Below are 18,536 nucleotides of genomic sequence, written 5' to 3' on the forward strand. Positions count from 1 at the left end.
CCCTCCCCGATCCCGGAGCGCGGGCTTCCCCCCCCCCCCGCCCCCCCGCGCGGGGCCCCCGACCCCCCCCCCCCGCCGCCGCCCCGCCCCGCGCCCCCCCCCCGGGGGGGCCCGCGCCGGGGACTGCCGGAGCATCCGCTCCGTCAGATAGGGCTGCAGCCGCACCCGTTCCCACTCCCCCGCGCCCAGCGGTCCCGGTTTGTCCCAGATCGCGTTGGAGACGCCGAGGCGGCCCAGGCCGTGCACCAGGCCGGCCCGGCGCAGCGTCGTCACCTCGGCCGGATCCATCCGCAGCCCGAGCGCCGCCGCCTCGGCCAGCGCCGCCACGGCACGGCCGTGGCCCAGCGTGTACGGGGACTTCAGATCCACGAAGTCGGCGACCGCGAGCAGCGCCGCGTCGAACTCCTCCTCGCCGAGACGCACGCCGAGCGCGGGCTCGGCCCCGATCACCGCCTCCCAGGTACGGGCCGTGTCCAGTCCGCCGACGATCTCCTCGGGCTCCCGGCAGAACTCGACCGCGAGTCCGGGATCGAATTGCGTCCCCGCCCGACGCCTGGCCAGCGCCGTGGCCGCGCCGGTCCCGCCGATCCGGTGCGCCACCTCGACGTACTCGGACAGCTGGGCGAGCCGGGAGGGCAGCGGCACGGCCTCGCCCTTGAGCTCCCCCGGCCAGCCGCGCCCGTCCCACTGCTCGTACGAACAGGCCACCGCCTCCTGCACGGCGTCCGGCAGACCGAGCCGCCGGGCGAGCTCGCGGGCCAGCGCCGAGTGCGAGCTGATCATCCCGTTCATATCGCGGAACCCGCCGAGCGTGAACTCCAGGCCGACCCGGAACCGGTGCAGCGGCGGATTGCCCGATCCGATCAACCGCAGCGTCGCCGCCGCGCCCGCCAGACTGCGCTGCTCGTAGGAGTACTTGCCGGACTTCAGCGTGATGTCGTCGCCGAACCACTTCGCCTGCTCGTGCGCGTCCGAGTGACAGCCGACGTTGACCAGCAACGCGGTGTAGTAGACGACCAACCGGGCGTCGTCGTCCAGGCCGAGCCGCTCGGCCAGCCGCAACGCGATCAGGCACTGGCGCAGCACGTGCTCCATCGGCTGGCCGAAGCCGAGGTCCACGCCCAGCGAGAGCGCGGCCACCAGCTCCGCCAGACGCACCCCCGCTCCGCTCTCCGCGCGGCTCGTCACCCTCACCACGCTACGCCCCCACGCGCCGCTGATCTCGATCTGCGGAGGTCTTCGGCCGAGCCCGGCAGGTCCAACACTCTGTTCACGTTGCATCCGATGCAGTACCGCGCATTGGACCGGCGGATTGTCGATATTTCGACCATGCCGTGTTCCCTGGCATCGTCCGTTGGATGGCCGAGTGGCAGTTCGCCTATGGGAGGTCGGCTCTCCTGGCTTTGGTTCGCGGGTAGCGACAGCGCCCTTTACCGGCCGCCGTCACCCGTGGGCACCGGGGGTTCGTTGGGGACCGGTCCGGTGTGGAAGATCGGCCAGCAGATCTCGGTGCGCCACTCGACGGTCTCCGCGCTCTCGTGGCGGCCAACGGGGTAGTACTCGCGGATCGGGCCGTCCACGGCCAGGGCATGTTCAGCGACGTACGTGCCGAGGGCTCCATAAGCCAGGTCGATATTCGCATGCAGGCCGCGGTGCACAATCGTCGCCAACTCGACCGCCGGGATGACCAGCGCGTCGACCCGACCCATGGGGCGCAGCGGTCCGGCGCACGGCACGAAGATCGTCGCCGGTCCGTGCCCGTGGGTGAACAGGTCGGTACCGAAGATCCCACCGGCCGGCGCGTCGGCGGCCAGGCCCTGGGCGTCGAGCGTCGCGTAGATCTCACCGAGCGCACCCTGGTACCAGGTCAACGCCTCGGCGACGTCCACCGTCTCGGTGATCGCAGCCGCCGGCGTGGCCGGAACGCTCCGGCGCCCGATCTCGGCCCGGGTGCCGCCCGGCGGGCGGGTGAGCAGGTCACGCAGCGAGGCGACCGCGGACTGGCTGCGCGCCAACTCCTGCTCCATCTGGTTCAGGTGTGCGGCCAGCAGCGCGTTGCGGGTGTCGAGGTCGGGGGCGGCCAGCACCCTGGCGATCTGCTCGACCGGCATGTCCAGGGCGCGGAAGCGGCGGATGATCTGCGCGGTCGGGATCTGCGCGGTGGTGTAGTACCGGTGGCCGGTGTGCCGGTCCACCTCGTCCGGTTCCAGCAGGCCCACCTGGTGGTAGTAGCGCAGCGTCTTCACGCTCAGGTGCGTGGCCCTCGCGAAGTCCCCGATCGGCAGTGTCGCGTCCATGCCTGCCACTGTGCCACCTCCCCCAAGGGGAGATGCAGGGGCGCGCACGGGTCTTGCACCTCTCGTTGGGGCACGCCCGAGCCTGCTTGCAGGCGGTCGACCGGGCTGCCGACCCGCGTGCGCCGCCACTTCGTTGCGCACCCATCCCTCCACCTCCGGAAAGCGGGTACCACTTCCCATGAACTACACCCTCGACCCCGAAGTTGTCCCCCTCCTGGCCGCCCGCTCCGAGCAGGCCGCCGGCGTAGCCGCCCGCGAGCGCGGGGACTGGAGGTCGATTCGCGAGGCCGGCAACCTCGGCCAGGCTGCCATGGCGGCCCTGGTCCCCCCGGTCACCGGGATCAAGACCGCCACCTACCTCGCCACGGCGCCCGACGGCGCCCGGATCGAACTGCGCTGGTACACCGCCGGCGAGACCACGGCGCCCGGCCCGGCCGTGCTCTACGCCCACGGCGGCGGCATGATCCTGGGCGACCTGGACGCCTACGACACCCTGCTCTCCTGGTACGTCGCGCACAGTCGGGTGCCGTTCCTGTCCGTCGGCTACCGCCTGGCCCCCGAGGCGACCGGCACCATGCTCGCCGAGGACGTCTTCGCCGGCCTGACCTGGCTCACCGACCACGCGCACGAACTGGCCGTGGACACCGGACGCATCGCGGTGATGGGCGACAGCGGCGGCGGCGCACCTGCCGCGGCCACCGCCATCCTGGCCCGCGACCGGCGCACTCCCCTGGCTCGGCAAATCCTGGTCTATCCCATGCTCGACGACCGCAACCAGGGCCCCGACCCGGCCCGCGAACCCTTCCTGACCTGGACCTACGACAACAACTACACGGCCTGGAAGGCGGTGCTCGGCGACACGTTCGACACCGCGGACGTCTCCCCGATCGCCGCACCGGCCCGCCTGACCGACTTCACCGGACTGGCCCCCGCCTACATCGACACCGGTGACCTCGACATCTTCCGCGACGAGGACATCGCCTACGCCGCGCGCCTGGCTGCCGCGGGCGTCCCCGTCGAACTGCACGTCCATCCCGGGGTCCCGCACGGATGGGACCGCCTCGCCCCCCAGTCCGGGGCCGCCCGACGGGCCTTCGCCGACCGCATCCGCACCCTGGCGGCCCTCTGAGCGGCCGGCTTCGCGGGGGAAACCCCCGATGTCCAGCACTGACGGCAGGCCCTTGGCAGGGGCTCTCCCCTCGGGGGAGATCCCGTCGCGGGGCCGGCTCTTGCACCTCCCCTGACGGCACGCCGCAGGGTTGTGCGTAGCGGCCGATCAGGGCCACGAGACGAAGGGAGCAAAGTCATGACGACGACCGAGCAGGACAAGGAAGCCATCATCGCCATCGTCCGCGAGATGGCGGCGTCGATGACCGGTGCGCAGAGCACCCGGCACTGGGCGTCCGACGTGCTGTGGTTCGACATCCCCCCGTTCGCGTCCAAGGGCGTCGCCCCGGCGCGCAAGCTGTTCGACGACACCTTCGCCGACTTCGAGTCCTGCAACGTCGAGATCCTCGAACTGGACGCGAAGGTCAACGGGGACATGGGCATCGTCTGCACGGTGCAGAGCACGAACATCGTGCTCAGGAACGGCTCCACCAAGCACGTCATGGCCCGGCAGACCGACTGCTTCGAGCGGCGTGAGAACGGCTGGGAACTGATCCACCAGCACGCCTCCGTCCCGGCCGGCGGCGAATGGGACGGCAAGATCACCACCGTGTAGGGCCTGATCCGCGAGGCGACCGGCCTCCCTACCGAGCGGATCCCCCTGGACCACTGCAGCGCCCTCGCGGCAGACTCACCCAGCCTCGCCGCAGGCAGCAGCCGAGCCCCCCTTTCACCACCTCCCGGGCCAGCAGATCCCGCCAGTCGCGGCGCCACCCGGGCTCACCGATTGCCACCGCCCGAGGGGCCCGCACCCCGGTGGCCGAGTTGCCGGCGCTCGCACCGGATGAAGGGCGCCCCGCCACTCCGGGCAGGAGTGGCGCGGCATCGGGTGCATTACGGGAGGTCTCGGAGCTGGCTCAGCGGTGTTCGGGGTTCTCGAAGTCGAAGCGGCAGCCGGCGTCCCATTCGGAGCGCTGGTTGCCGTGGGCCGGGATGCCGCCAGCGTCCTTGAGCATCCTCGCCAGATGGAGCTGGTTCCACGTCATGAACGTGGTGTTCCGGTTGGTGAAGTCGTTCTGCGGGCCGCCCGAGCCGGGGTCCAGGTAGGACGGGCCAGGGCCCGCCTCGCCGACCCAGCCCGCGTCGGCCTGCGGCGGGATCACGTAGCCCAGGTGCTGCAAGCTGTAGAGCACGTTCATCGCGCAGTGCTTCGCGCCGTCCTCGTTGCCCGTGATCAGGCAGCCGCCCACGCGGCCGTAGTAGGCGTACTGGCCCTCGGAGTTGAGGATCGACGAGCACGCGTACAGTCGCTCGATCACCTTCTTCATCACCGAGGAGTTGTCGCCCAGCCAGATCGGGCCGGCCAGGGTCAGGATGTCGGCGGACATCACCTTGGAGTAGATGACCGGCCACTCGTCGGTTTCCCAGCCGTGTTCGGTCATGTCCGGCCAGACGCCTGTCGCGATGTCGATGTCGACCGCCCGCAGGACCTCGACCTCGACGCCCTGGCGTTCCAGGATGCCGGTGCTGACGTCGATCAGGCCCTGGGTGTGGCTGCGTTCCGGGGAGCGCTTGAGCGTGCAGTTGATCACCAGGGCGCGCAGGTCGGCGTAGGACGTCGTCGGGTCCGGCACGGGGTCCTCCCTCGGGGTGGCGGGGAGGCCGGTTCGGGTCGCGGACTCCCCGCACAGCTCACCAGGCCGGGTACACGACCGCGCGCGGGGCTGGGCCGGTTGACTGAAGGCTCAGAGGTGCAGGCGCAGGGTGTCGCTCGGGGGGCGCCGGTAGGCGTCGCGGTAGAGGCCGGCGAAGTGGCCGGGGTGGGCGAAGCCCCAGCGCATCGCGACCTCCGTCACCGTCGTGGTGCCCGGGCCGGCGGCCAGGAGGTCGCGGTGGGCCGCGTCGAGGCGGACGCGGCGCAGGTAGGCGAGCGGGGTGGTGTCCAGGTGGCGGCGGAAGGCGTACTGGAGGGCCCTCGGGGTGACGAAGGCGGCCGCGGCGATGTCGGCGAGGGTGATCTCCCGCTCGGCGTTCGTCTCGATGTACGCGATCGCCTTGCGCAGCGTGGTGGACGTGGCGTCGGTCCGGTCGGCGGGGGCCGAGTCGGTGCGGGCGGTATGCGGCAGGGCGGCCAGGGTCGCGGCCGCCAGGTGCTGGGCGGCGGTGGCGACGAGCAGGTCGTTCGCGCAGGCGGCCGGGTTGTCGAGCACGTGGTCGCGGACGTAGGCGACGGCGGCGCCCAGTTGCCGGTCGGCCGCCTCGTCGACGGCGCGGAGCCCGGTGAGGCGCACCGGGCCGCGTCCGTTGGCGCCAGTGGGGGCGAAGGCGTCCAGCAGGCTGCTGTCGAACATGGCGATCGTGTAGCGGGCCGAGTGGACCTCTCCCCGGTAGGGGGCGTCCGGCGGGGCGACCAGGAACGTCTCGCCGGGGCCGAACACCGTCTCGCGGCCGCCGGTCCGGTCGGCGAGCGTGCCGCTGTGCATGCTGAGCAGGCACACCCGGCCGAGGCTGTCGGCGTCGTAGGTGAGGTCGTAGCCGAAGGAGATCCGGTCCACGGTGAGCCCGTTCACCGCCCGGCGGCTGATGCTCGCCCGGGCGTCCGCCACCGACTTGGCGATGCGCATCGGCGTGTAGGCCGTGGAGAGGAACTCCTGCGTGGCGTCCACGCTCGCGCTCTCGAAGGACAACGTCTCGACCATCATCACCATCCGCCCCCGTCGGCGCGGCGGCCTCGTCCCCGCACCCCGGCGCCGAGGCTACGCGTCCAGGGGTGTTACGGAAAACCCGGCCGCTCCTGACAAGGCCTGTTTCGTTCCGGCGGCTGCGCGGGCGCGGGGTACTTCGTTCCCGGAGCTGTGGGCGGTCGCCGTGGTGTACCAGCGTTGGACGTGCACCCGTCCCGGGGTGTCCGTTGCTCCACGGGGAGGGACCGCTTTGACCGCGCACGCAGCCCCGCCGGATCGTCCCCCGCGTTCCGGCGCGGAGCTGTGTGCGCAGGTCGCGGAGCTCGCCGAGGAGGCCGAACGGCAGTCCCGGGACGGGGTGTCGGAATCGGCCCCGATGGAATCGGCCCTGGTGGAATCGGCCCTGGTGGAATCGGCCCTGGCCGGGAAGATCGCCGACGACCTCGCGGAAGCGGTGGGCCCGGCCGCCGAGCAGGAGCGGCTCCTGGTCGTCGACCGCCTGGAGCGCCTGCGCGAGGCCCTCGCCGCCCTCGCCCTCGGGATCGCGCGCTCGCACGGCCGCCTGGCGTGGTTCCTGGCCCGGGCCGGCATCGTCCTCGCGCCCGTCCTGCAGTGGCGCGCCCCGGGCACAGACCAGGTACAGGCCTCCGGCGGCATCGTGCTGCCGACGCCCGACGAGATCTCCGACGCCGAGGACGCCGTGCGCCGCCTGCACTCCGCGCTCACCCGCACGAGCACGGCCGCCGTCGGCCCGCAGGCCGGTCCGCCACCGGGGCCGACGGCCGTCACCTGAGCATCACCGGCCCGCTGCTGTTCGACCGCATGGAGAGCCCCACCGCATGACCTCCGCCACCTGCTGGTCCACCTCCGTGACCCTGCCCGAGGGCGCGTTCCCGCACGTCGCCCTGGAGGCGCAGCTGCGCTTCGACTCCTCGCTGCCGTACGCGGTGTGCCTGGCCTTCCCGGCGCTCGGCGACGGCGAGGAACGGCGGTGGTTCTTCGCGCGGGACCTGCTGAACGAGGGACGCCACGGTCGCGTCGGCCGGGGGGACGTCACCGTCGCGCCCGGGCCGGAGGGGCGAGTACTGGTGACCTTGTGCGGCCACGACCGGCGGGCGGTGATCAGCATTCCCTCCGACGTCGTGACGGCGTTCCTCCTGGACTCGTTCAACCTGGTGCCGGCCGGCTGCGAGTCCGGCCACCTCGACATCGACACCGCGGTGGCCAGGCTGCTCGCGTGAGCGGTCGCGCCCTCACCCCCGATGGACGCCACAGGACGCGACGCCCGTCACGCCGCCCTGGGCCCGGAGTCGCTGGTGAACAACGCGCGGCGTTCCTCCTCTGCCAGCCCGCCCCACACGCCGTGCGGCTCCCGCGCGGCGAGCGCGTGCCGCCGGCACTCCACCCGGACCTCGCAGCCCGCGCAGACGGCCTTCGCCGCCTCCTCCCGGTCCTTGGCGGCGGCTCCGTGCTCCTGGGCGGGGCGGTCGAAGATGCCGCGGTCGGCGGTCCGGCAGGCTCCGTCCTCCCCGCGGCTCCAGTGGTGCTCGGATGCTTCGGGCAGGCGGGATGCAGGCAGGCGGGCGGCGTCGGCCACGGCGGGTCCTTCCAGTCGGGGCGGTCGGTCGGGGCGATCGGTCGTCCCACTCGTCTATCCCCGTCCCGCGCGTTCATGCCTACCGATTCGTCCGGGTTCGGTCTCCGGGCGGGGCTACGCCGTCCAAAGCCGTGCGGCTCGGCGTGGCGGCCCGCTGAGCCCGTGAGGCCATGAGCCCGCGAGCCCCGACCATCGAGCCCTCACGCGAGCGCCGGGTCGATCAGGCGGCCGTGGTGGATGAGGGAGGCGGCCTGCTTGAGGCGGCGGACGCGGACGCTGATCTCGTAACCCTTGACGCCCTCGACGTGGGCGAGCCGGGTGCTGAGGTAGCGGTAGAAGTCCGCGGTGTCCTTGCAGATGACGATGGCCATGATGTTGTGCTTGCCGCTGGTGGCCGCGGCGAAGGCGCATTCGTCGTGCCGGCTGAGCTCCTCGCCGATGGTGTGGAGGCGGGGCGGGTCGACCTGGAGCCAGAGGGCGGCGTTGAGTTCGTAGCCGAGGCGTTCGGGCAGGGTGTCGACGTCGTAGGTGAGGGAGCCGCTGGTTTCGAGGGCCTCCAGGCGGCGGGCGACGCGGGGTTTGGACCAGCCGGTGACCTCGGCGAGGCGGGTGTGGGAGACGCGGCCGTCCTCCGCCAGGGCTTCGAGGAGCGGCAGGTCCTCGTCGGTCGGCGGGAGCGGCGGCCCGACGGGGACGGGGCGTTCCGCGATCAGCTCGCGCGCCTGGTCGGCGGTGAGGGAGCCTTCCCCTCCCGTCCAGCCCGTCGGGCCGGGGACTCCGAAGGCGTGCATGATCAGGTCGACGCTCATGTCGAGGACCGACGCGGCCCTGGGGAGCTGTCGGAGGAGGACGTCGTCGCGGGCGGTGCCGGCGGGTGAGCGGATGATGCAGATGATCTCCGAGCCGCCGGAGGCGAGGCTGGCGTAGGCCACCTCGGGCCTGCGGGCGAGGGAGTCGGCGAGGGGGCCGACGGCGTCCGGACGGCAGCGCAGGCGGGCGATCCACTCGGTCTGGCCGTGGGCGGCGGGGCTGCTCAGACCGACGACGCGGACCAGGCCGCCCCGGCGCAGGGCGTTGTAGCGGCGGGCCACGGTCTGCTCGGAAACGCCGACGACCTCGCTGAGGCGCCGGAACGAGACGCGCGGGGCGCAGTGGAGTCCGTGGATGATTTTACGGTCCAGGTCGTCGGTCATGGGGGAATCGTCACACATGCGGAAACCCCTACGGAGGTTCCACCACGGTTCACGAGATCAGTTGGGGATTCCTCGCACCCGGGCGCGAAGCTGATCGGCGGCTCCCCCGGTGCGACCGGTCCGGGAGCCGGGCGTGCGCCGGACGGCGGCGCCCCCACCGCAGCCGGTGCCCGTGCGGCACCTCCGCAGTCGAAGGAACGTCTCGTGAATTCCGCAACGGTGCAGGGCCCCACGGCCGGACGGGGCGTCACGCTCGTCATGGCCTGCCTGGGCGTCTTCGTCGCCTACCTCCCCGTGACCACCGTGTCGGTGAGCCTGCCCGCGATCCAGCGGGCACTGGGCGCCTCCACGTCCCAGCTGTCCTGGGTGTCGGACGCGTTCGTGCTGCCGATGGCCGCGCTGATCCTCACCACGGGCGTGTGGGGCGACGTCCACGGCCGCAAGCGGGTGTTCCAGGCGGGCATGGCCTTCTGCGCGCTCGGTGCGGCCGTGTCGCTCTCGTCCGACTCGGTGGGGTCGGTGTGGGTCGGGCAGGCGGCCTCCGGGCTGGGGGCGGCGGCGCTGCTGCCCACCACGCTGGCGATGATCAGCCACGCGGTGCCCGACCACCGGGAGCGCGGGAGGTTCATCGGCCTGTGGGCGACGTCCCTGCTGGCGTCACTCGCCGTGGGCCCGCTGATCGCCGGGGTGCTGCTGGAGCACGTCGCGTGGCGCTGGATCTTCCTCCTGCCCGTCCCGGTGTCCCTGATCGTGCTGGTCGTCGCAGCGTTCGTGCTGCCGGACTCGCGCGCGCCGCACGGCCGCCGGCTCGACTGGCCGGGCCAGATCAGCGCGGCGGTCGCGGTCACCGCGGTGGTCTACGGCGTGATCGAGGGCGGCGCGAACGGCTTCGGCGAGCCCGCCGTGGTGGCGGCCCTGGTGCTGGGCGCGGTGAGCGCGGCCGCGTTCGTCGCCGTGGAGCGGCGCAGCACGAGCCCGATGCTCGACCCGGCGCTGTTCCGCAGCCCGGCCTTCACCGCCACCGCCCTGGTGGCGATGATCAGCTTCCTGGGCCTGATCGGCTTCTTCTTCGTGCTGAGCCTGTACTTCGGTCTGGTGCAGCACCTGACGACGATCCAGGCGGCGCTGCGGATGGTGCTGGTGACCGGGGCGGCCATCGTCGCCGGCGGGCCGGTCGGCCGGCTGATGCACCGGGTGTCCGCCCGGGTCCTGATCACCACGGGCCTGGTGGTGACGGCGGGTTCGCTGTTGTCGCTGACCACGCTGGACGCCCACACCTCCTTCGGCTCGATCGCCTGGCGGCTGGTCCTGCTCGGCCTGGGCCTGGGCGCCGTCCTCACTCCGATGACCGCCTCGGCCGTCGCCTCCGTCCCGCACCACCTGGCCGGTATGGCCGCGGCCGGGAACAACGCCTTCCGTCAGGTCGGCGGCGCGCTCGGCCCCGCCGTGCTCGGCACCCTGCTCACCACCCGGGCCCTGCACACCCTTCCTGCACACCTCGCCGACGCGGGTATGCCCGCCGAGACCGTCGACCGCGTCCTCGCCACCGCGCACGGCCAGGGGCTCAGCGCCGTGGCCGCACTCCACCTGGACGCCGCCACCGGACCGGCCCTGACCGCCCTGAGCGGCTCGTTCCTCGACGGCCTCCGGCTGTGCCTGGTCGTGTCGGCCTCGCTCGCCCTGCTGGCCGCGCTCACGTGTGCCGTGCTCCTGCGTCCGGCCGCGCGTGCGGGCCGCGGCGCGCGTGCGGACCGCACCGCGCCGGTCGCCGACGGCCGGGGCGCCGCCGCTGAGGGCACGTCCGACCGGGAGCCGGCGCACACCTCGTGACGCGGCCAGGACCGAAACCGCCCTGGTGACACCGTCCTCGTGACGCCGCCCGGACCGACGCCGCCCGGACCGACGCCGCCCCGGTGGGACCGCCCTCCCGCCGGGGCGGTATGCGGATCCGGGCGACGCAAGATTCAAACCTTGGTCAAATTTCCCGCGGAGCAACCCGATCCGGTTTTCCCACTCCGCCTTTCCGGCCCGATCGGCGCGCATTCCCGGAGGCCTGCGGCAGCGCGGCCATCGATCGTGAACGAACGCTGACGCCGCGTCAAGGGTCACGATCACCGAGATGCGGTGCCATGACAAAGGTGTGCTAGTAATACGAATAATGACGCCCCTCGGGGAGGCGGGGAACCCGGGACCACACATCGGACATGGCGGCCACGGGCCCTCACCGGGACGCCTGGGCGTCACGCACGAGGGGACCGCAGTCCATGATCCATCCCGTCCGGTTCTTCCTGCTGGGCACGATTCGGGCACAGTACGGGGACGAGGGGCTACCGGTCGGATCGCCGCTGCAGCAGGCGATGCTGGCCGCACTGTTGTTGCGCGACGGCCGGGCGGCCGGCGCCGGAGAACTCATCGAGGCACTGTGGGGCGACGAGGCGCCCGCCAGCGCGTCCGCCATGCTGCGCACGTACGCCTGGCGGTGGCGCAAGGTCCTGGAGCACGACAGCGACGCACCGGTGATCCTCACCTCGGTGGGCGACGGCTACCGCACCGTCGTGCCGGCCGGGGCCGTGGACGCGCTGCACATGGAGAAGCTGGCCGCCGCCGCGATGGGCGCGGCGCGCGGCGGTGAAGAACCCGCGCAGGTGCGGCGGCTGTTCGCCGAGGCGCTGGAGCTGTGGGGCGGCGAGCCGCTCACCGGGGTGCCCGGACCGTTCGCCGAGCAGCAGCGCACCCGGCTCGGGGAGCTGCGGACCAGCCTGCTGGAGGAGCGCTGCGGCCTGGACCTGGAGCTGGGCGACACCGCCCTCGCCATCCCGGTGCTGCGCGACCTCACCGCCGAACACCCGCTGCGCGAGCGGCCGTACGCGCTCCTGATGCGGGCGCTCTACCAGAGCGGCTGCCAGGCCGACGCGCTCGCGCTCTACGACCGGGCCCGCCGGCTGCTCGCCGAGGAGCTGGGCGTCGACCCGGGCCCGGAGCTGCGCGAGATCCACCAGCGGATCCTACGCAACGACCCCACCCTGCTCGGTACGGCCGCCACGCGTCCGGCACCGGCCGTGCAGCCCGGCCCGGTGCCGGCCCAACTCCCGGCCGACATCGCCGACTTCACCGGGCGGGAGGCCGAACTCGAGGCGCTGCACACCGCGCTGACCGCAGCTGTGCGCGAGCCGGCCGGGAATTCCGCACTGCCCATCGCGGCGGTCTCCGGGATGGGCGGGGTGGGCAAGACGGCGCTGGCCCTGCGGGTCGCCCACCGGCTGCGCGCCGGCTTCCCCGACGGCCAGCTGTACGCGGACCTGCGCGGCGACCAGGACACGCCGGCCGACCCGAACGTCCTGCTGGCCAGCTTCCTGACCGCCCTCGGCATCGCGCCGGGCGCCGTCCCGGAGGCACTGGAGGACCGGGCCCGGCTCTTCCGCTCGCTGCTCGACGTCCGCCGGGTGCTGGTCGTGCTCGACAACGCCAGGGACGCCGCCCAGGTCCGCCCGCTGTTGCCCGGCTCGGCCCGCTGCGCCGTCCTCGTGACCGGCCGCGCCCGGCTGTTCGGCCTGGCCACCGCCGTCCAGGTCGACCTGGACGTGTTCAGCGTCGCCGAGGCGCGCAGACTGCTGGCCCGCACGGCCGGCGCCGAGCGGGTCGCCGACGACCCGGCGGCCGTCGGCGAGCTGATCCGCCACTGCGGGCGGCTCCCGCTGGCGGTGCGGATCGTGGCGGCCCGGCTGGCCTCGCGCCCGGCCTGGACGGTGGCCCGGCTCGCCGACCGGCTGGCCGCCGAGCAGGACCGGATGGCCGAGCTGCGGCTGGGCGACCTGGCCGTGGCGGGCGCCTTCGAGTGGGGCTACCGCCAGTTGACGGCGGAGCAGGCCGACGCGTTCCGAGTGGTCGCCGCGGTGTGCCGGCCGGACATCGGCGCACGGGCCGCGGCGGCCGTCCTCGGGACCGGGCCGCGCCGGGCCGAGGACCTGCTGGAGTCGCTGGTCGACGCCGGCATGCTCACCGCCCCGCGGCCCGGCCGCTACCGCTACCACGACCTGCTGCGGGTCTTCGCCCTCCAGATCACCGGCCCCGACGGCCCCGACGGCGCCGAGGAGCAGGCCGAGGAGCAGGCCACGGCGCAGCGCCACCACCTGCATTTCCTGCTGGCGAACGCCAGCGCCGCCTTCCAGCGGCTGGTGCCCGGCGATCCGATCGGCACCGCGCTCACCCCCGCCCTCGCCCCCGCGCTCACCCCGGGCCCCGCCTTCGAGGACGCCCAGGCGGCGGCCGACTGGGTGGCCGAGGAGTTCGAGGCGGCCATCACCGCGGTCCTCGCGACGGCCCGCCGGGCGGCGCCGGTCGAGGACGTCCGGGCCGCCGCCGACCTCCTGGTCGCGCTCAGCCCGTTCGACGCCGACCCGCGCTACGGGCGTCTCGCCGACGCCGCCGCGGCCGTCGCCCAGGCGGCCGACGCGCTCGGCGATCAGCGCTCGCTGGGCCGCGCCGAGTTCGTCCGCGGCAACCTCGCCGTCCAGGCGGCCCGGCTGGACGAGGCCGCCGAGCACAGCCGCCGCGCGGCCGACGCCTGCCGGGCCGGCGGCGACGTGGTGGTGCTGCAGCAGGCGCTGAACGACCTCGGCCTGCTCGCACAGTTCCAGCACCGCTACCAGGAGGCGGTGCGCCTCTACGACGAGGCGAACTCGCTGGCCCGCGCGCTCGGCCACCGCGACGGGCAGACGGCGACGGCGCTCAACTCGGCGCTTGCCCAGGTGCGCGACGGCCGGCCCGCCGAGGCCGCCGCCGCCTGTCGCCGCCTGCTGCCTGGCCTGACCGACGCGGAGGAGTGGACCGGCCTGTCCTACGCCCTCTACGTGCTCGGCCTGGCCTCGCACGAGCTCGGCGAGCACCAGCAGGCCGTCACCGCGCTGGAGGAGTGCCTGCGGATCTGCCGGGCCGCGGGGATCCCGCTGCGCGAGGCGCAGGCCCGCTACCGCCTGGCCGACACGCTGCGCCTGCTGGACCGTCACGAGGAGGCCCTCGACCAGGCGCTGCGGGCCCTGGCCGACTGCCGGGAGCTCGCCGCCGAGCGGGACCGGGGCCACGCCCTGGTGATCGTCGCCAGGACGCTCGACGGCCTCGGCCGCACCGAGGAGGCCCTCGACCGGCTGCGCGAGGCGCAGGAGCTGTTCGACGGGCTCGGACTGCCCGACGCCGAGGACGTGCGGCGGGTGCTGGCCCGGCTGGACGGTTCGGCCGACGCACCCGAAGCACCGGCGAAGACCGGGTACGTCGTGGGCGTCGCGTAGAACACACCCCGGCCCGCCGGGGCCGGAACGGCGACCCCGGCGGGCAGCGACCCGCCGGGGTCAGGACCCGGTGTTGTTCCAGACCTTCATGTCGCCGGCCCTCCTCACTGCTCCCGCGCGCATCTTCGTGAGCGCGAGTTCCTTCGCTGCTCCCGCGCGCATCTCCGTGAGCGCGGATTCCCCTCGCGGCGGCCGCGTGCACGGCACCGCTTGCGGCCACAGCCTCCCAGCCCCCGATATCCGTCCGATATCCGGCGCTCTTCGCCGCACCGCAACCCGCCGCCGAGGCGGCCCCCGGCCGCGTAGACCACGCGCGTATCCCACGTTGATCGACTGGGGGCAAGCTCGTTCCTCCGCGGAGAAGAGGAAACGGAGTACGGGATTTGAGCACGGTCCTCGTCAAGCGCCCGCCTCGCGCCGACGGCCCCCCGCTCCCCGAGGGGCAGATCGAACTGGCCGAGCCCCCAGTGCTGGGCGAGCCCGCCACCCCCGACCTCGGCTCCGCGCTGATGTACCTGCCGATGGGCCTGGGCGCCGGCGCGATGGTGCTGATGTTCTCCATGCGCGGCGGCGGTGCGTCGACCTACATGATGTCCGGGATGATGGGCGTCGCGATGGTCAGCATGACGCTGACCCAGATCGGCCGCCCGGGCGCCGAGCGCCGGCGCCGGATGCGCGCCGAACGCCGCGACTACCTCCGCTACCTGACGCAGAAGCGCGTCCAGGCCCGGCAGGCCGCGGCCGAGCAGCGCGCCGCCGTGCTGTGGGACCACCCGGACCCGTCGGAGCTGTGGGCGCTGGCCCGCGGCACCCGGCTGTGGGAGCGGCGCCCCGGGCACGAGGACTTCGCGCGGGTGCGGATCGGGCTGGGCGCGCGCCGCGCCGCCCTGGAGTTCCTGCCGCCGCGCACCAAGCCGGTCGAGGACCTGGAACCGCTGTGCGCGGTGTCCCTGCGCCGCTTCACGCACGCCCACCAGAGCGTCCCCGGGCTGCCCGTCCCGGTGGGTCTGCGCCGTTTCAGCAGCGTCGAGTTCGCCGGCACGGCCGAGGACGCGCTGGGCCTCGCGCGGGCGATCGTCGGGCAGCTGGCGGTCCTGCACTCCCCCGACGAGCTGCGGGTGGCGTTCCTCGGCGACGAGGGCGCCCGCGCGCAGTGGGACTGGCTGAAGTGGCTGCCGCACAACGCCCACCCCGGCGAGGAGGACGCCGCCGGGCCGGCGCGCCTGGCCGCCGAGGACCCCGAGACCCTGCTGGACCTGCTCGGCCAGGAGGTCCGCGACCGCCCCGAGCACGACCCGGCGGCCTCGCCCAGCGTCGCCGAGCCGTTCGTCGTGGTCGTCGCCCAGGGCGTGCGGATCCCCGCCAACTCCCGCCTGGCGGGCGGCGGTCTGCGCAACGTCGTGCTGCTCGACGTCACCGGCACGATGCCCGGCGGCCCCAAGGTGCTGCGGCTGACCGTGAACGACGGGAAGGTCGAGTTCGCCTCCGGCGAGGACACCGACTCGGCCGACGCCGACGCGCTCACCGCCACCGCCGCCGAGGCCCTGGCCCGCTCGCTGGCACCGATGCGCACGAGCGGCAGCGTGGACCTGGCCGACCGTCCGCTCGAATCGGACCTCGACCTCGTCACCCTGCTCGGCCTGCGCGACCCGCACACCTTCGACGTCGCCGCCAAGTGGCGGCCCCGGCAGGTGCAGTCCGCCCGCCTGACCGTGCCGCTCGGCGTCACCGACGACGGCGAGGTCGTGGAGCTGGACCTCAAGGAGTCCGCGCAGGGCGGCATGGGCCCGCACGGCCTGCTGATCGGCGCGACCGGCTCCGGCAAGAGCGAGCTGCTGCGCACCCTCGTGATGGGCCTGGCCGCCACCCACTCCTCCGAGGTGCTCAACCTCGTCCTGGTGGACTTCAAGGGCGGCGCGACCTTCCTGCACATGGACCGCCTGCCGCACACCTCCGCGGTCATCACCAACCTGGCCGACGAGATCCACCTCGTCGACCGCATGCGCGACTCCATCAACGGCGAGATGATCCGCCGCCAGGAGCTGCTGCGCGAGGCCGGGTACTCCTCGCTCTTCGACTACGAGAAGGCGCGGGCCGCCGGCGCCGGCCTCGCCCCGCTGCCCTCGCTGCTGATCGTGGTCGACGAGTTCTCCGAACTGCTCGCCAGCAAACCCGAGTTCGTGGACCTCTTCGTCTCCATCGGCCGGCTCGGGCGCAGCCTCGGCGTGCACCTGCTGCTCGCCTCGCAGCGCCTCGACGAGAGCCGCATCCACAAGGTGGAGGGCCACCTCTCCTACCGGATCGCCCTGCGGACCTTCTCCGCGATGGAGTCGCGCAGCGTGATCGGCGTCGCCAGCGCCTACGAGCTGCCGTCCTCGCCGGGCAACGGCTACCTGAAGATCGACACCACCAACCTGGTGCGGTTCAAGGCCGCCTACGTCTCCGGCCCGGCGCCCGAGCCGCTCGCCGCCGACGAGCAGCCCGCCCAGGAGGCCGGCGCGTCCGGCGTGCTGACCGACTTCGGCCTGGCGCGGCAGGGCGTGCTGCGCTCCGAGAGCACCGACGAGTCGCTGGCCGCACTCGCCCCGACCGGCCGTCCCGAACCGGCCGCCGCCGCGCCCGACGAGCAGGCGAACGCCGAGAGCCTCCTGGAGGTGCTGGTCGGCCGCCTGAAGGAGAGCGGGCCGCCGGCCCGGCAGGTCTGGCTGCCGCCGCTGGCCGCCTCCCCCAGCCTGGACGAGCTGCTGCCCGGCATCGTGCCGGACCCGGTCCGCGGCATGAGCGCCGCCGGCCATACGTCGCTCGGCACGCTGCGCGTCCCGCTCGGCATCGTCGACCGCCCCTACGAGCAGCTGCGCGAACTGCTGGTCGCCGACCTGTCCGGGGCCGACGGCCACGTCGGGCTCGCCGGCGCCCCACAGACCGGCAAGTCCACCATGCTGCGCACCCTCATCCTGTCGCTGGCGCTCACCCATACCCCGGGCGAGATCCAGTTCTACTGCCTCGACTTCGGCGGCGGCGGCCTCGTCTCCACCGCCGGCCTGCCGCACGTCGGCTCGGTCGCCACCCGCCTGGAGCGCGACCGCGTCCTGCGCACGGTGGAGGAGCTGACGCAGCTGCTGGAGCGCCGCGAGCGCGAGTTCACCTCGCGCGGCCTGGAGTCGATGGCCGCCTACCGCGCGCTGCGCGCGGCCGGCGAGATCGACGACCCGTACGGCGACGTCTTCCTCGTGGTGGACGGCTGGTCGACGCTGCGCCAGGACTTCGAGGACCTGGAGGCCAGGGTCATCGACCTGGCCGCCCGCGGCCTGTCCTTCGGCCTGCACCTGCTGGCCTCCGCAGTGCGCTGGTCCGAATTGCGGCCCCGCCTGCGCGACCTGCTCGGCACCAAGTTCGAACTGCGCCTCGGCGACGCGCTGGAGTCCGAGGTCGGCTCGCGGATCGCCAATGCCGTCCCGCACCAGCCCGGCCGCGGCCTGAGCGCCGGCGGCCACCACTTCCTGTCCGCGCTGCCGCGCCTGGACAGCTCCGGCGGGACCGCCGACCTCACCCCGGCCACCAAGGCGGCCGTCGCCGAGATCGACGCCTTCTGGACCGGCTCCCCCGCCCCCGGCGTGCGCCTGCTGCCTACCCGGCTGCCGGCCGACCAACTGCCGCCCGCCGAGGGTGACCTGCGGCTCTGCCTCGGCTGGGACGAGCAGCGCCTGGAGCCCACCTGGCACGACTTCTCGACCAGCCCGCACCTCATGGTGTTCGGCGACGGCGAGACCGGCAAGACCAACGCGCTGCGCCTGGCCGTCCGCGCGATCACCTCGCGCTTCAGCACCGACGAGGCCCGGATCGTCGTCGCCGACCCCGAGCGCGGCCTGCTCTCCTCCGTCCCCGAGGAGTACCGGGCGGGCTACGTCGTCGACCGCGACTCGCTCGCCCAGCTCGCTGCGAACGCCGCCCACTCGGTGGGCAAGCGGGTGCCCGGGCCGGACATCACCCCGGAGCAACTGGCGCAGCGCGACTGGTGGGAGGGCCCGCGGCTGTTCGTCGTCGTCGACGACTACGACCTCCTAGCGGGGGCGCCCGGCGCACCCACCCCGCTGGCGCCGCTCGTCCCGCTCCTCGCGCAGGGGCAGCACATCGGGATGCACGTGATCATCGCCCGCAGCACCTCGGGGGCGATGCGGTCGATGACCGACCCCGTCCTGCGGCGGATGTGGGAGCTCGGCAACCCGGCGCTGCTCTTCTCCTACCCCAAGGAGGAGGGCAAGTTCCTCGGCGAGGCCAAGCCGCGCACGCTGCCCGCCGGGCGCGCCCAGCTCGTCACCCGCCGGGCGGTGCGCCTCGTCCAGACCGGGCTGGTGACGCCCGCGTGACCGCCG

Annotated in this window: 13 protein-coding genes; 7 read left to right on the forward strand and 6 right to left on the reverse strand. The window is 73.8% G+C overall.

Annotated elements, in window-relative coordinates; all coding sequences use genetic code 11:
• Both ACFV4F_RS25435 and ACFV4F_RS25440 read right to left on the reverse strand, forming a co-directional pair.
• A partial coding sequence (locus ACFV4F_RS25435) for an HD domain-containing phosphohydrolase (protein ID WP_380505629.1) occupies positions 1-1,188 on the reverse strand: 1,188 nt, incomplete at its 3' end.
• A 242-nt stretch (positions 1,189-1,430) separates the two neighbouring features.
• Entirely contained in the window at positions 1,431-2,297 is an 867-nt protein-coding gene (locus tag ACFV4F_RS25440; RefSeq protein ID WP_380444717.1) for a MerR family transcriptional regulator, read from the reverse strand.
• Between the two features lie 178 nt (positions 2,298-2,475).
• Between ACFV4F_RS25440 and ACFV4F_RS25445 the strand changes: the two genes are divergently transcribed.
• Together ACFV4F_RS25445 and ACFV4F_RS25450 are read left to right on the forward strand one after the other, a co-directional pair.
• On the forward strand, positions 2,476-3,426 hold the full coding sequence (locus ACFV4F_RS25445; RefSeq protein ID WP_380505631.1) for an alpha/beta hydrolase fold domain-containing protein: 951 nt from the start codon (positions 2,476-2,478) through the stop codon (positions 3,424-3,426).
• 177 nt (positions 3,427-3,603) lie between these two features.
• Complete coding sequence (locus ACFV4F_RS25450; RefSeq protein WP_380505634.1) at positions 3,604-4,020, forward strand: YybH family protein; 417 nt, start codon at positions 3,604-3,606, stop codon at positions 4,018-4,020.
• Positions 4,021-4,321: 301 nt separating this feature from the next.
• Here the strand turns inward: ACFV4F_RS25450 and ACFV4F_RS25455 are convergent, their stop codons facing one another.
• Together ACFV4F_RS25455 and ACFV4F_RS25460 are read right to left on the reverse strand one after the other, a co-directional pair.
• Positions 4,322-5,038, reverse strand: a complete 717-nt coding sequence (locus tag ACFV4F_RS25455; RefSeq protein WP_380494723.1) for a flavodoxin family protein — start codon at positions 5,036-5,038, stop codon at positions 4,322-4,324.
• A gap of 111 nt (positions 5,039-5,149) precedes the next feature.
• Positions 5,150-6,103: an AraC family transcriptional regulator gene (locus tag ACFV4F_RS25460; protein ID WP_380505637.1), complete on the reverse strand. Its 954-nt coding sequence runs from the start codon at positions 6,101-6,103 to the stop codon at positions 5,150-5,152.
• A gap of 235 nt (positions 6,104-6,338) precedes the next feature.
• Between ACFV4F_RS25460 and ACFV4F_RS25465 the strand changes: the two genes are divergently transcribed.
• Together ACFV4F_RS25465 and ACFV4F_RS25470 are read left to right on the forward strand one after the other, a co-directional pair.
• The gene (locus tag ACFV4F_RS25465) at positions 6,339-6,881 is read left to right on the forward strand and encodes a hypothetical protein (RefSeq protein WP_380505640.1); all 543 of its coding nucleotides are present in this window, start codon (positions 6,339-6,341) and stop codon (positions 6,879-6,881) included.
• Between the two features lie 46 nt (positions 6,882-6,927).
• Positions 6,928-7,329 carry an SsgA family sporulation/cell division regulator gene (locus ACFV4F_RS25470; RefSeq protein WP_380505643.1) on the forward strand — a complete coding sequence of 134 codons (402 nt, stop codon included), beginning with the start codon at positions 6,928-6,930 and terminating at the stop codon, positions 7,327-7,329.
• A 47-nt stretch (positions 7,330-7,376) separates the two neighbouring features.
• Here the strand turns inward: ACFV4F_RS25470 and ACFV4F_RS25475 are convergent, their stop codons facing one another.
• Entirely contained in the window at positions 7,377-7,685 is a 309-nt protein-coding gene (locus tag ACFV4F_RS25475) for a WhiB family transcriptional regulator (RefSeq protein WP_380505646.1), read from the reverse strand.
• 200 nt (positions 7,686-7,885) lie between these two features.
• A complete protein-coding gene (locus tag ACFV4F_RS25480) occupies positions 7,886-8,878 on the reverse strand; it encodes an Lrp/AsnC family transcriptional regulator (protein WP_380505649.1) in 993 nt (330 codons plus the stop codon).
• 258 nt (positions 8,879-9,136) lie between these two features.
• Here ACFV4F_RS25480 and ACFV4F_RS25485 point away from each other — a divergent pair, with 258 nt between their 5' ends.
• The 3 genes from ACFV4F_RS25485 to eccCa all read left to right on the forward strand — a co-directional run bounded on the left by ACFV4F_RS25485 (position 9,137) and on the right by eccCa (position 18,530).
• Entirely contained in the window at positions 9,137-10,708 is a 1,572-nt protein-coding gene (locus tag ACFV4F_RS25485; RefSeq protein ID WP_380505770.1) for an MFS transporter, read from the forward strand.
• A gap of 434 nt (positions 10,709-11,142) precedes the next feature.
• Positions 11,143-14,163 carry a BTAD domain-containing putative transcriptional regulator gene (locus ACFV4F_RS25490; protein ID WP_380505652.1) on the forward strand — a complete coding sequence of 1,007 codons (3,021 nt, stop codon included), beginning with the start codon at positions 11,143-11,145 and terminating at the stop codon, positions 14,161-14,163.
• Positions 14,164-14,546: 383 nt separating this feature from the next.
• Positions 14,547-18,530, forward strand: a complete 3,984-nt coding sequence (gene eccCa / locus ACFV4F_RS25495) for a type VII secretion protein EccCa (RefSeq protein WP_380505655.1) — start codon at positions 14,547-14,549, stop codon at positions 18,528-18,530.
• Positions 18,531-18,536: the final 6 nt, after the last annotated feature.

Source organism: Kitasatospora sp. NPDC059722 (genome assembly GCF_042733235.1).
Classification (GTDB): domain Bacteria; phylum Actinomycetota; class Actinomycetes; order Streptomycetales; family Streptomycetaceae; genus Kitasatospora.